At 35.9% G+C, this 13,080-nt stretch carries 15 protein-coding genes; 10 read left to right on the top strand and 5 right to left on the bottom strand.

The genetic code is table 11. From position 1 onward, the window contains the following. Positions 1-50: 50 nt before the first annotated feature. From ACUN26_RS03275 to phaQ, 4 genes are all read right to left on the bottom strand, one after another. Positions 51-236: an alpha/beta-type small acid-soluble spore protein gene (locus tag ACUN26_RS03275; RefSeq protein ID WP_000241211.1), complete on the bottom strand. Its 186-nt coding sequence runs from the start codon at positions 234-236 to the stop codon at positions 51-53. Between the two features lie 151 nt (positions 237-387). Further along, positions 388-831: a MaoC family dehydratase gene (locus tag ACUN26_RS03280; protein WP_001067920.1), complete on the bottom strand. Its 444-nt coding sequence runs from the start codon at positions 829-831 to the stop codon at positions 388-390. Between the two features lie 101 nt (positions 832-932). Then, the gene (gene phaP / locus ACUN26_RS03285; protein ID WP_000448600.1) at positions 933-1,457 is read right to left on the bottom strand and encodes a polyhydroxyalkanoic acid inclusion protein PhaP; all 525 of its coding nucleotides are present in this window, start codon (positions 1,455-1,457) and stop codon (positions 933-935) included. 42 nt (positions 1,458-1,499) lie between these two features. After that, positions 1,500-1,952: a poly-beta-hydroxybutyrate-responsive repressor gene (gene phaQ / locus ACUN26_RS03290; protein WP_000903016.1), complete on the bottom strand. Its 453-nt coding sequence runs from the start codon at positions 1,950-1,952 to the stop codon at positions 1,500-1,502. Positions 1,953-2,150: 198 nt separating this feature from the next. Here phaQ and phaR point away from each other — a divergent pair, with 198 nt between their 5' ends. The 5 genes from phaR to ACUN26_RS03315 all read left to right on the top strand — a co-directional run bounded on the left by phaR (position 2,151) and on the right by ACUN26_RS03315 (position 7,360). Further along, entirely contained in the window at positions 2,151-2,633 is a 483-nt protein-coding gene (gene phaR, locus ACUN26_RS03295; RefSeq protein WP_000566960.1) for a polyhydroxyalkanoic acid synthase subunit PhaR, read from the top strand. Between the two features lie 153 nt (positions 2,634-2,786). Continuing rightward, entirely contained in the window at positions 2,787-3,530 is a 744-nt protein-coding gene (locus tag ACUN26_RS03300; protein WP_000250411.1) for an acetoacetyl-CoA reductase, read from the top strand. Between the two features lie 82 nt (positions 3,531-3,612). After that, a complete protein-coding gene (gene phaC / locus ACUN26_RS03305; RefSeq protein ID WP_000206839.1) occupies positions 3,613-4,698 on the top strand; it encodes a class III poly(R)-hydroxyalkanoic acid synthase subunit PhaC in 1,086 nt (361 codons plus the stop codon). Between the two features lie 95 nt (positions 4,699-4,793). Next, positions 4,794-5,987: an NAD(P)/FAD-dependent oxidoreductase gene (locus ACUN26_RS03310; protein ID WP_000772553.1), complete on the top strand. Its 1,194-nt coding sequence runs from the start codon at positions 4,794-4,796 to the stop codon at positions 5,985-5,987. 23 nt (positions 5,988-6,010) lie between these two features. Beyond that, positions 6,011-7,360 (top strand): TrkH family potassium uptake protein, encoded by a 1,350-nt coding sequence (locus ACUN26_RS03315; protein ID WP_001204701.1) that lies wholly within the window; start codon positions 6,011-6,013, stop codon positions 7,358-7,360. Positions 7,361-7,399: 39 nt separating this feature from the next. Here ACUN26_RS03315 and ACUN26_RS03320 read toward each other — a convergent pair whose 3' ends face one another. After that, positions 7,400-7,783, bottom strand: a complete 384-nt coding sequence (locus tag ACUN26_RS03320; RefSeq protein ID WP_000404293.1) for a DUF3905 domain-containing protein — start codon at positions 7,781-7,783, stop codon at positions 7,400-7,402. A gap of 100 nt (positions 7,784-7,883) precedes the next feature. Between ACUN26_RS03320 and ACUN26_RS03325 the strand changes: the two genes are divergently transcribed. The 5 genes from ACUN26_RS03325 (at position 7,884) to phnX (ending at position 13,067) form a co-directional block, all read left to right on the top strand. Then, entirely contained in the window at positions 7,884-8,036 is a 153-nt protein-coding gene (locus tag ACUN26_RS03325) for a hypothetical protein (protein ID WP_000240799.1), read from the top strand. 228 nt (positions 8,037-8,264) lie between these two features. Continuing rightward, positions 8,265-9,341, top strand: coding sequence for a putative 2-aminoethylphosphonate ABC transporter substrate-binding protein (locus ACUN26_RS03330; protein ID WP_445540869.1), 1,077 nt, complete (start codon positions 8,265-8,267; stop codon positions 9,339-9,341). Positions 9,342-9,360: 19 nt separating this feature from the next. After that, the gene (locus ACUN26_RS03335) at positions 9,361-10,362 is read left to right on the top strand and encodes a putative 2-aminoethylphosphonate ABC transporter ATP-binding protein (protein ID WP_000006203.1); all 1,002 of its coding nucleotides are present in this window, start codon (positions 9,361-9,363) and stop codon (positions 10,360-10,362) included. After that, positions 10,363-12,120, top strand: coding sequence for a putative 2-aminoethylphosphonate ABC transporter permease subunit (locus ACUN26_RS03340; protein WP_000425534.1), 1,758 nt, complete (start codon positions 10,363-10,365; stop codon positions 12,118-12,120). 152 nt (positions 12,121-12,272) lie between these two features. After that, complete coding sequence (phnX, locus tag ACUN26_RS03345; protein WP_000687390.1) at positions 12,273-13,067, top strand: phosphonoacetaldehyde hydrolase; 795 nt, start codon at positions 12,273-12,275, stop codon at positions 13,065-13,067. Positions 13,068-13,080: the final 13 nt, after the last annotated feature.

Consider the following 13,080-nt stretch of genomic DNA (forward strand, 5'->3'; position numbering starts at 1 on the left):
CAAATAGAAAGAGGCAGAGAATATCTGCCTCTAAGCCATATGTTATAGTATTATCCGCGTAATTGTTGTTGAGCTAAAGCAACAAGACGTTTTGTTACTTCACCGCCAACGGAACCGTTAGAACGAGATGCTGTATCTGAGCCTAAGCTAACACCGAATTCTTGTGCAATTTCATATTTAAATTGTTCAAGTGCTTGTTCTGCACCTGGAACTAGTAATTTGTTTGTTTTTACCATGTTGACACACATCCTTTTGAGTAGTCCAGTTCAGCCAAGTTAAGTACTATCTAAACTGGTAACGTTATTTTATGTGGAAACGATGTACTCATACCCGGAAGTAATCGGTGTGATTAGAAGTTCTTGGATAGAAAAAAGAGTAGCAAATTTGCTACTCTTTTTTCAGTATTGTCGCTGTACCTTCCACGACAATATCATCGGATTGATTGTAGATGTTTGTTTGTAATGTAATGATTTTCTTATCATCCCGTTTTTTAATGACTTCTGCCACTACACGAAGTGTATCGCCGATTTTGACAGGAGCACGGAATGAAACGTTTTGGGATAAATAAATCGTATTTTTTCCTGGGAGTTTCGTTCCAAGAACAGTAGAAATAAAACTTGAAACGAGCATACCGTGAGCAATACGTTCTTTAAACATTGTCGTTTTTGCAAAAGAGTCTAAAATATGAATAGGATTTACATCTCCAGTCAATTTTGCAAAATTGATAACGTCCTCATCCGTAATTGTTTTTGTTAGAGATGCTTGATCACCGACTTGAATCTCATCATAACGAAGCTCCGGAACAGTTTGTGCTTCTTGAAATGGATTCATTTTGTCCTCCTTCTTTTCCATATCGAAAAATGTAAGCCATCTTGATGTAGTAGGAGGAAGAAAGAGTTTTGTTTGTGCTGCAGTTAGTTGCCACATTTTTCTTACTTGATGGAAGTAAATAGATTTTTTGAGTTTTCCTCGAACTGCTTTGCGAGTTCTAGTTGTTTGGACTTGAACTCTCCCAAAAAAACTTCTAACTGTTTTTGAACCTCTTCGCGTTGCGATTGTTGTTGTTCAATAAAGTGTTTTGTTGTTTCTTCAAATTGACCGCTAGTTTGAGTAAGAATAGACAAAGATGTTTTTGTAGGAGAAACAGTAAGTTGATGCATTTGAGTAGAAAGCTCATTCCATTTCCCTTGCCACTCGTTAATTTGATCATTTAAGGAGTTTCCAGTTAATTGCTTCACGTAATCTGTATATTGGTTATTGAACTGAGCTGTGAATTGTTGTAGTTCTTTTTCTAGTTCATTTACTCCTGATGTTAATTTATGCAAAGCGTCTTGTTGTTGTTTTAACGTTTCTAAAGTAAGTTGCTCTAATTGTTTCCCAGCTGAAGAGAAGAGGGAAAGAGATTGAGACCAGTTTTTCCAAAATGCATCGACTAATTCGTATGGTTTAGTTTCCATTGTTTGACCTCCAAATGTTTTTTTGCATATTGTGAACGCAGATTACTCTGCTGTACCACCAGGTGAAGATGAAGAATCCTTTTCATCCTTTTCTGGAGAAGTAGAAAATGGAAAGAATGCATTGGTGTATAACGTGAAAAACGTCCGCAACATATTTTGATAATGTTCAAAAGAAGTCGCACATGTTGATAAATATTGCTCTCCATATTCAGTTAAAGAATAAATTCTTTTTGCTGGCCCTCCATCGCTTGTATCCCAAGTAGAAGAAATAAGGTTTTCTTTTTCTAACTTGCGTAGTGTTCTATAAACATTACCTTGGTCAACAGAAGAAAAGCCGATGTCCATTAGCATTTGAATGAGTTTGTAACCATGAAGACTCCAGTCTTTTAGACAGAGAAGTAAGAAAGGAACTAAGAAGTTTTTTGGCATGGAGTTTGGTTGTTTCGCTTGGTTTTTTTCCAAACTTTCTGGGTGTTCTGGTTCATTATGTAGCATGATTGTACATCACCTCATGAATCAGTTAGATGGAATTTTTTGCTTATAAGTGCAATTTACACCTATCTGTTTTTAATGTCAATACATTTGTTGGAAAATAAAGAAAAATAAAATATAGACTTGAAGTTTTATTCAGAATATTAGAAAATAGTGAATAGGTTGAATTGTTTCAAAAACAAAAAAGGGAGTGTAGGCGAAGTGATTGATCAAAAATTCGATCCATTGCAAGCATGGAAAAATGCTTATGAACAAACCGAAACATTTTGGGGAAAAGCGCTCAATGAAACAATTAAAACAGAAGAATATTCTGCTTGGATGGGCAGCGTTCTAGACTTGAATTTGTTTTATCAAAAAGCATTAAATGATACGACAAAAAGTTATTTAGAACAAGTGAACGTGCCAACGAAAGAGGATATCGCTAGAGTAGCTACGCTTGTTATTAACTTAGAAAATAAAGTTGATAATATTGAGGAAGTTCTAGAAGAGAAAGTGGATTCGTTAGGACAAGCTCCTACATTAAAGCGTGATGTTACGAAAGTAAAACAAGATATTCGCACGTTAGAAACGAAAGTTGATCAAATTTTAGAATTGCTAGAAAAGCAAAATGCAGTACTAGCTAAACTACAAGTACCTGTAAAAGAAGAAGTAAAGCCGGCGAATAAGCCAGAAAATAAAAAATGATAATAGCGTTTGTTTACAACGTGTAAAAGAGAGAGAGAGAATCTCGTTTTCACGTATAAACAACGAAACATAATTAATATATGGACTCTATTAGTATGGGTACCAAAATGATTCATAATAATCGTTCACAAATTCATTTAAGGGGGAAAAGAAATGGTTCAATTAAATGGCAAAGTAGCAATCGTAACAGGTGGGGCAAAAGGAATTGGAAAAGCAATTACAGTAGCATTAGCACAAGAGGGAGCAAAAGTAGTTATTAACTATAACAGCAGTAAAGAAGCAGCTGAAAACTTAGTAAATGAACTAGGAAAAGAAGGGCATGACGTTTATGCAGTTCAAGCGGATGTTTCTAAAGTAGAAGATGCAAACCGACTTGTAGAAGAAGCTGTGAATCATTTTGGTAAAGTTGATATTCTTGTTAATAATGCTGGTATTACAAGAGATCGTACATTCAAAAAATTAAATCGTGAAGATTGGGAGCGCGTAATTGACGTGAACTTAAGTAGTGTATTTAATACGACAAGTGCGGTACTTCCATACATATCGGAAGCAGAAGAAGGAAGAATCATTAGTATTTCTTCTATTATTGGTCAAGCTGGTGGATTTGGACAAACAAACTACTCAGCAGCAAAAGCAGGTATGCTAGGATTTACAAAATCATTAGCGTTAGAACTTGCAAAAACAAATGTAACTGTAAACGCAATTTGCCCAGGATTTATCGATACTGAAATGGTAGCAGAGGTACCAGAAGAAGTGCGTCAAAAAATCGTTGCGAAAATCCCGAAAAAACGTTTTGGACAAGCTGATGAAATTGCAAAAGGTGTAGTATACCTATGCCGTGACGGTGCGTATATCACTGGTCAGCAATTAAACATTAACGGTGGATTATACATGTAATGAAGTAAGAAAAAAGTGCATATCCATATCAGGAATGCACTTCTTTTTTTAGAAAGAAATCGACCGAAAAGGAGATAGAAAAATGACTACATTCGTAACAGAATGGGAAAAGCAATTGGAGTTGTACCCAGAAGAATATCGCAAAGCATATCGCCGTGTGAAAAGAGCGAGCGAAATTTTATTACGCGAACCAGAACCACAAGTTGGTTTAACACCGAAAGAGGTTATTTGGACGAAGAATAAAACGAAGCTTTATCGTTACATTCCAAAACAAGAAAAAACACAGAGAGTCCCAATCTTATTAATATATGCTCTTATTAATAAGCCATATATTATGGATTTAACTCCTGGAAATAGTTTAGTGGAATATTTAGTAGATCGTGGTTTTGATGTGTATATGCTTGATTGGGGTACATTTGGTTTAGAAGATAGTCATTTGAAATTTGATGATTTCGTGTTCGATTATATTGCAAAAGCAGTGAAGAAAGTAATGCGAACTGCAAAATCGGATGAGATTTCTTTACTTGGTTATTGCATGGGTGGAACGCTAACGTCTATTTATGCGGCACTTCATCCGCATATGCCAATTCGTAACTTAATTTTTATGACAAGTCCTTTCGATTTCTCTGAAACAGGATTATATGGTCCTTTATTAGATGAGAAATATTTCAATTTAGATAAGGCGGTTGATACATTCGGAAATATTCCGCCGGAAATGATTGATTTCGGAAATAAGATGTTAAAACCAATTACGAATTTTGTTGGTCCATACGTTGCTTTAGTTGATCGTTCAGAAAATGAGCGCTTCGTCGAAAGCTGGAAATTAGTTCAAAAGTGGGTTGGCGATGGCATTCCGTTCCCGGGTGAATCATACAGACAGTGGATTCGTGATTTTTATCAAAATAATAAATTGGTTAAAGGTGAACTCGTTATTCGTGGACAAAAGGTAGACCTTGCAAATATTAAGGCGAATGTCTTAAATATTTCCGGGAAACGTGATCATATCGCTCTGCCATGTCAAGTAGAAGCTTTACTAGATCATATTTCTAGCACAGATAAACAATATGTATGTTTACCAACAGGGCATATGTCTATCGTTTACGGTGGAACAGCTGTAAAACAAACATATCCGACGATTGGAAATTGGCTTGAAGAGCGTTCCAATTAAAAATAAAAAATCCAACTAGCGTTGTGTTAGTTGGATTTTTTTATGGAAAATAACAAAACATAGAAAGGAGAAATTTACATTTTAGGAGTATAATTATGAAGCTTATGACTGGTAAGTTGTTTTGGAATAGAGGAGTTTCTGTACCTTGTTATCCAACGTTAGAAAATGATATGATATGTGATGTGCTCGTAGTCGGAAGTGGCGAAGCGGGTGCTCATATAGCGTATTCATTAGCAAAGATAGGAATGCGTGTTACGCTCATTGAAAAAAGAGCAATTGCATGTGGTAGCACAGCTGCCAATACAGGTTTATTACAATTTCTTCATGATAAATCGTTAACCTCTCTTATTCATACATTTGGGAAAGTAAAAGGGGTACGGGCATATAGGCTTTGTTATGAAGCCCTTAGAACAATGGAGAAGGTTGTACCGACTCTCGATATTGATCCCCATTTTATTCCGCGAAATAGTTTGTATTATGCGAGTAGAGATGAGGATATTTCATTTTTACAAGAAGAATATAATACGTTACGCTATTATGAATTTCCAGTTGAATATTTTACAGAGTCTGATATTAAGAAACGTTATTCATTTGCAAAACAAGCAGCATTATATACAAGCGGTGACGCAGAAGTGAATCCATATTTGTTAGCACATAGTCTTTTGCATAAAGCAAAGCAAATGGGTGCTACTATATATGAACATACAGAGGCAATACATATTAAACAAATTCAAAATGATTTAATTTGTTACACAAAAACAGGAAATAAAATAGCAGCAAAGAATATTATTATGGCGACAGGTTATGAAGCGCTTTTTGGAAAGAAAGAAAAAAATACAACAGTAGAAACGTCTTATGCAGTTGTTACAAATAAGATAGATCAGTTCGAAGGTTGGCATGAGAAATCATTAATTTGGGAAACGGCACGGCCTTACCTATATTTTCGAACGTATCAAAACCGCATTATTGTAGGCGGATTAGATGAGGCGTTGAAAATTCAAAATATCGGCGATACGAAATTATTGCATAAGCGTGATATCCTTATTAATATTGTAAAAGAAATGTTCCCGCAGTTTAATAATATACAGGCAGAGTATTATTGGGCAGCAGCATTTGGTGGTAGTCATGATGGTCTCCCTATTTTAAAAGAAGATAAAAAGATACATAATTTATATTACGCACTGCCATATGGGGGAAATGGAACTGTATACGGAATGGTATTTGCAAAACTATTTCAGCAGTTATTTACAAATAAAGAAAGTGATGATTTTTCTTTATTTAATCGATAGAAAAAAGGTAGCGAAGTGATGGAATGAGAGATATAAAAAAGTTTTTACAAAAATTACGCCCCGTACAACTTATTGTTTTGTTTTATTTATTAGCAGTAGTCGTATCGGTAATATTACTTAGTTTACCATTTGTTACGAAGGATGGTGTGAAATGGACATTTATCGATGCCCTATTTACATCTGTTAGTGCGGTAAGTGTTACAGGACTTTCAGTTGTTACGATTTCAGATACGTTTACAACAGCAGGAATTATTGTATTAGCTCTAATTTTACAATTAGGCGGATTAGGCATCATGGCACTTGGCACATTCGTTTGGATTATAACGGGTAAAAAGATTGGTTTGCAGCGAAGAAGATTAATTATGGCAGACCATAATCAAGGAAATTTATCGGGTCTTGTAGAATTAATGCGTTCTATTTTAATTGTAATTATTTCGATAGAAATCATTGGAGCCATCCTGTTAGGTACAAGATTTTTACTGTACTTTCCGACTTGGCAAGAAGCTTATTTTCACGGTTTCTTTGCCGCTGTTAGTGCAACGACGAACGGTGGATTCGATTTAACAGGACAATCGCTAATCCCGTACAAAAAAGATTATATCGTTCAAATGATTCATATGTTACTCATTATTTTAGGGGCGATTGGCTTCCCTGTGTTAATGGAAGTGAAGCAATTTCTTAGTAAGAAGAGAGAACAACTTTTTCGTTTTTCGTTATTTACAAAATTGACGACAACAACATTTTTTGCACTTGTTGTTGTTGGAACCATCATGATTTTTTTACTAGAACGAAATCATTTTTTAGTAGGAAAGTCATGGCATGAAACTGTTTTCTATACGTTATTCCAATCTGTGACGACGCGAAGCGGTGGACTCGCTACAATGGATATACGTGAATTGTCACAACCAACGCTTTTATTTATGAGTATATTAATGTTTATTGGAGCATCTCCAAGTTCGGTTGGGGGCGGGATACGTACGACAACATTTGCGGTTAGTATATTATCGTTATATACATTTGCAAGGGGCGGTAGAACGGTTCGAGTCTTTAAACGACAGCTACATGAAGAGGATGTATTAAAAGCATCTGTCGTTATGACGATGGGGATATTATTATGTGCCACGGCACTATTTATTTTATCCATTACGGAAAATGTACCGCTTATGAGCTTGATCGTTGAAGTTTGTTCTGCTTTCGGGACGACAGGTTTATCGACAGGTATTACGCCAGATTTAACAACTGTGGGTAAACTTGTACTTATTGTACTTATGTTTATCGGACGCGTCGGTATTTTAACATTTATATTAGCTAGTGGTGGAAGAGAACAACCACCTCGCTATAAATATCCGAAAGAAAGAATTATTATTGGATAGTATGAAACCATTCTACCTGCGTTAGGTAGAATGGTTTTTTTAATCGTTAATTCCGAATTGGGGATGCATAAAAGCGTCGTTTTTATTATCAACTTCTTTTTTAAGTAATTCTTGATTTTCTTCTGCAATCCACCCGATATCATTTGTAGGATGGATCCATTCATCCCCAGCCATAATGGCAGGGTCTACCTCATCACTCCAATTGTTTAAGGGGCTGTTCTCGGAATTGTATTTACTGTCTCCAATTACAACATCATATTGATTTACAAAAGGTTGTTGCATCTTTTTTCCTGTTCCTTTAAAAGAAGGGAAGTTCATTTGATGAGGGAGCGTCTCGTCTAAAATTGGCGATTGGATTGTTTCTTTCTCTTTCAAAGTAATCGCTCCTTTTTGTAAAGGTTTGTTCGTATGTAGTATTTCCATCTATAAGCTCTTATGTACTTGTTAACACTTGCCAGTAATAGTTATTTCAGATTGCTCCAAACTAGAGTAGAAAGTAATTTCTTGAGAGCAGGTGAACGTATTGGTAAAAAGAAAAGTGAAACAAAATGCAGCAATTAACAATAATAAAACTCCGAAAGAAAGCTTACCAGATGCAGAATTTGCATTAGAGTATGAAGGAGAAAACAGTGCAAAGTATGCAAATCGAAATTCAAAAAAAGGTAAACAAAAATGAGGCGTTTTTTACAAACGCCTCGTTTTTTTGTGGGATTATAAAGGTTTTTTTAATTATTTGTAAATTTAATATTTTATATTAGCAGAAAAATGTGAAAAAACATAGAAGTAGCAACGTATTACACAAAAACAAACAACAAACAAAAGATTAATGTTGGTTTAATACTGCTTTTACACTAATTGTTTATATTTGAGTTGTACATAAGATTTGTAAAAGGAGAGAGAGACAGTGAAAAAAACAATCTTTAAAGCTGTAGCAACTGGAATGGTATTTTCGTTATTAATGGGGTGTGGTGCAAAGAAAGAAGAAAGTGCTGGAGCAAAAGTGAAAGATGATAAATTATCTGGATCGTTAACTGTTTATACAGCGATTGAAGAAGAGCTTGTACCGATTTATCTTGATTCTTTCAAAAAGAAATACCCGGATGTGAAGTTGAACATTGTTCGTGATTCAACAGGAGTTATTACAGCGAAATTGCTAGCTGAAGGAAAAAATACACAAGCAGATGTTGTGTGGGGAACTGCGGCGTCTAGTCTATTAGCTTTAGAGAAAAAAGATATGTTAAAAGAATACTCTCCAAAAGGAGCGGATCGTGTCCTTCCGCAATTTAAAGATGATAAGAAACCTGAAAAATGGGTAGGTAATACTGCGTTTATGACGGGGATTGCTGTAAATAAAGAAGAATTAAAGAAGAAAAATTTACCGATGCCAGAATCATATGAAGATTTAACGAAACCAGAATATAAAGGAACACTTGTTATGCCACATCCAGCTTCTTCTGGAACAGGATTTTTAACAGTTTCTGCATGGTTGCAAATTATGGGTGAAGATAAGGGCTGGGATTACATGAAAAAACTTCATGATAATATGGCATCTTATACGCATTCCGGTTCAAAACCAGCGAAATTAGCAGGTGCAGGTGAATATCCAGTTGGTGTGTCAATGGTTTATAGCGCTTTAAAAGAGAAACAAAAAGGTGCACCAGTTGAAGTTGTACTGCCGAAAGAAGGACTAGGCTGGGAAGTAGAAGCGAATGCACTTATTAAGAAAGATAATGCGAAAAATGATAAATTAGCACAAGCGTTTTTAGACTGGGCAATTACAGATGATGTAATGAAGTTATACTTCGAGAAAAATGGATTTGCGACAATTAAAAATAACTATAAACTTCCAGATGGATTCCCGAAAGATGTGACAGAAAAGTTATACAAAAAGAATGACTTTAAATGGGCAGCAGAAAATCGCGACAAAATTTTAGAGCGTTGGGAAAAAGAGTTTGGTCAAAAAGCAGAATCGAAAAAGTAAGTGAGTGGGAGAGAGAAAAATGAGCGAATATTTATCAATTCAACACATTCAAAAACAGTTTGATACATTTACAGCGTTAAAAGATATTTCTTTTACAGTGAAAAAAAATGAGTTTGTTTGTTTATTAGGCCCGAGTGGTTGTGGGAAAACGACGTTGCTTCGCATTTTAGCAGGGTTAGAAGAAGCGACAACAGGTAGTATAGCTGTGAATGGAAAAGATATTACAGCATTGCCGCCTGGTAAGCGGAACTTCGGAATGGTTTTTCAATCGTATGCATTATTTCCGAATTTAACGGCGCTTGAAAACATTGAATACGGCTTAAAGACAAAAAAATATGAAAAAGCAGAAGTAAAAGAGAAAGCGCTATTGGCGTTAGAACTTGTTGACTTACTGAATGTAAAAGATAAATATCCTGCTCAAATATCTGGTGGACAACAGCAGCGAGTAGCACTTGCACGTGCGCTCGCTCTGTCTCCCGATATTTTGTTACTAGATGAGCCGTTATCTGCTTTAGATGCAAAAGTGCGTGAAAAGTTGCGTAGAGAAATGCGTGATTTGCAAGAAAAAGTCGGAGTAACAACTATTATGGTAACGCATGATCAAGAAGAGGCATTAACGATGGCTGATAAAATTGTTGTAATGAATCATGCGGAAATTATGCAGATTGGAACACCAGAGGAGATTTACCAAAGACCAGCCAATCCGTTTGTGGCAGATTTTATTGGTTCTATTAATTTCTTTTCGAAAAATAATGAAGAACACGCAATTCGTCCTGAACATGTAACAGTTGTGCACAATAATGGTATGAAAACTGTTGTAGAAAGCATGGAATTCCGGGGGGCTGTATACCGGACGGAAGTGCGGGTCATAGAAGAGAAAACACACCTTTATAACGAGAAAATCGTAGTGGATATATTGGCATCAGAAGTAGAAGCAACTTCTATTAGGAAAGGAAAGCAAATTCAAATCTCTTTCTCAGAAAATCATATGTTGTCATATGGAAAGAAGGTCATTGTATAGATGGAGATGTTAGAAAATTATCAGGTAGAAAATACGAAAAAAAAGATTAAGAGACGTATCGGTAAAGAAGAGTGGATACAGAGACTAGTAATTATCGGTATGCTTCTTTCATTTCTTATCATACTTGTATTGCCTTTATTACAATTGTTTACACAAGCCTTTTACGATAAAGATGGAGCTTTCATTGGTGTTGCGAATTTCAGTAAATATTTCACAACATCAACTTTAGTTCAATCATTACAAAATACGATATGGATTTCGGGCGCGACAACAATTATTTCCGTTACACTCGCTTTCATTTACGCATATGCGATCGCTCGTACGAATGTTTTTGGAAAGCGCATATTTCAGTACGTAGCGTTATTACCATTATTCGCGCCAACGATGATGCACGGTATAGCACTTACATATTTATTTGGTAATCAAGGGCTAATAACGAAAGGAATGTTTGGTTTATTTGAAGGTATACAAATCCCTTTATATGGACCGGTAGGAATTGTAATGGCTGAAGTTATGTATACATTTCCGCAAGCATTCCTTATTTTATTAATTGCTCTTCAAGGATCTGACTATCGTTTATATGAAGCTTCTAATATGTTAGGAGCGAGTAAAACAAAGCAGTTTCTTACTGTTACTTTACCTAGTGTAAAGTACGGATTAATTAGTGCAATGTTCGTTGTATTTACACTTAGTTTCACTGATTTTGGGGCGCCAAAAATTGTAGGAGGACAATATAATGTGCTTGCTACTGACGTATATAAACAAGTAATTGGACAGCAAAATATGCCAATGGGGGCAACTGTCGGAATGATTTTATTAATCCCAGCTATCTTTGCTTTTGCAGTTGATCGTATTACGCAAAGAAAACAGGCGAATTTTTTATCTTCAAAAGCAGTACCTTACAGAATAATAAATAATAAGAAAAGAGATGTTATTTCGTTCGTATATTGTAGCGTAATAACGCTTATGATTATTCTTTTATTCGTTGCAGTTGGTATTGCTGCAAGTGTAAAAGTATGGCCGTATAATATGAGTTTTACATTTGAGCATTTTAATTTTTCAAGTTTAACGGGAGATGGACTTGAAGCGTTTAAAAATAGTGTAATTGTTTCAGCGGTTACAGCGGTTATTGGGGCAATTTTAACATTTGTGTTCGCGTATGTAATTGAGAAAATAGACCAGCTACAATTTTTCCGAAAAACAGGTTACTTTTTCTCTATCGTACCTTTAGCAATACCAGGTTTAGTACTTGGGTTAGGCTACGTTTTCTTCTTTAGTCAACCAACAATACAAATATTTGGACTTTCCGTAACGAACCCGTTTCATTCTCTATACGGAACAATTGCTGTGTTAGTACTAGTTAATATCATTCATTTTTATTCTGTAACATTTGTTACGGCAACGACAGCTTTAAAGAAATTAGATCGAGAGTTTGAACTAGTTTCACAGTCGATGGGGATCCCGTTTTATAAAACATTCTTTCGAGTTACGGTACCGATGTGTCTACCAGCCATTTTAGAAATGGTAATGTACTATTTCGTAAATTCCATGGTGACTGTCTCGGCAGTTGTATTCCTATACGCAGCTGATTTTAAACTAGCTGCTGTGTCAATTGTAAATATGGATGATGCAGGAAATGTGGCACCAGCAGCTGCGATGAGTGTACTTGTTGTTGTTACTAATATTGTAGTAAGAGTTGTATATGAATGGGGAACGAAAGCACTTCGTAACCGAACGTCAAAATGGCAACAAAGATAAAGTGAAACTTTAATCAGTGGGGGCATCCCCCGCTGATTAATAGTTGAACCAATCGGACTTTTAAGGCAGCATGATTCCCGCCTAACTTCTTTACGAGGGGGAGTCTTACTGCCTGGCGAACAGCGAGATAAATAAGAAGGGTGATGGATAGAATGAAAATAGAAGCAGTTATTTTTGATTGGGCAGGTACGACAGTTGATTACGGATGTTTTGCACCACTGGAAGTATTCATGAAAATTTTTCATAAACGTGGTGTTGAAGTTACAGCAGAAGAAGCACGTAAGCCAATGGGATTATTAAAAATAGATCATGTAAGAGCACTAACAGAAATGCCTCGTATTGCGAATGAGTGGAAGCGTGTTTTCGGACAATTACCAACAGAAGCAGACATTCATGAGATGTATAAAGAATTTGAAGAAATTCTCTTTGCTATTCTGCCAAACTATGCCACGCCAATTGATGGGATAAGAGAAGTGATGGCTTCATTACGTAAAAGAGGCATTAAAATTGGCTCAACAACTGGCTATACGAGAGAAATGATGGATATTGTTGCAAAAGAAGCAAAATTACAAGGGTATAAACCTGATTTTCTTGTGACGCCAGATGATGTTCCAGCAGGTCGTCCGTACCCGTGGATGTGCTATAAAAATGCGATGGAACTTGGTGTGTATCCGATGAATCATATGATAAAAGTGGGAGACACGGTGTCAGATATGAACGAGGGCAGAAATGCTGGGATGTGGACTGTTGGCGTAATTCTCGGTAGTAGCGAGCTCGGCTTAAGCGAGTGGGAAGTTGAAACTATGGATCCGGTAGAACTTCATGAAAAGATGGAAGTAGTTCGTAATCGTTTCGTTGAAAACGGAGCTCATTTTACGATTGAAACGATGCAAGAACTCGAGAACGTAATTGAACATATCGAGAAACAAGAACTTATTATTTCATAAAAGGGGCAAAGGA

The organism is Bacillus sp. WC2503, from assembly GCF_052682895.1.

Bases quoted from the DNA above. Each gene is read 5' to 3' on its own strand.
- ACUN26_RS03315 (WP_001204701.1), top strand. From the start codon at position 6,011: ATGAGAGATATAAAAAAGTTTTTACAAAAATTACGCCCCGTACAACTT.
- phaC (WP_000206839.1), top strand. From the start codon at position 3,613: ATGACTACATTCGTAACAGAATGGGAAAAGCAATTGGAGTTGTACCCA.
- ACUN26_RS03280 (WP_001067920.1), bottom strand. From the start codon at position 831: ATGAATCCATTTCAAGAAGCACAAACTGTTCCGGAGCTTCGTTATGAT.
- phaQ (WP_000903016.1), bottom strand. From the start codon at position 1,952: ATGCTACATAATGAACCAGAACACCCAGAAAGTTTGGAAAAAAACCAA.
- ACUN26_RS03335 (WP_000006203.1), top strand. From the start codon at position 9,361: ATGAGCGAATATTTATCAATTCAACACATTCAAAAACAGTTTGATACA.
- ACUN26_RS03310 (WP_000772553.1), top strand. From the start codon at position 4,794: ATGAAGCTTATGACTGGTAAGTTGTTTTGGAATAGAGGAGTTTCTGTA.
- phnX (WP_000687390.1), top strand. From the start codon at position 12,273: ATGAAAATAGAAGCAGTTATTTTTGATTGGGCAGGTACGACAGTTGAT.
- ACUN26_RS03300 (WP_000250411.1), top strand. From the start codon at position 2,787: ATGGTTCAATTAAATGGCAAAGTAGCAATCGTAACAGGTGGGGCAAAA.
- ACUN26_RS03340 (WP_000425534.1), top strand. From the start codon at position 10,363: ATGGAGATGTTAGAAAATTATCAGGTAGAAAATACGAAAAAAAAGATT.
- phaP (WP_000448600.1), bottom strand. From the start codon at position 1,457: ATGGAAACTAAACCATACGAATTAGTCGATGCATTTTGGAAAAACTGG.
- ACUN26_RS03320 (WP_000404293.1), bottom strand. From the start codon at position 7,783: ATGGAAATACTACATACGAACAAACCTTTACAAAAAGGAGCGATTACT.
- ACUN26_RS03275 (WP_000241211.1), bottom strand. From the start codon at position 236: ATGGTAAAAACAAACAAATTACTAGTTCCAGGTGCAGAACAAGCACTT.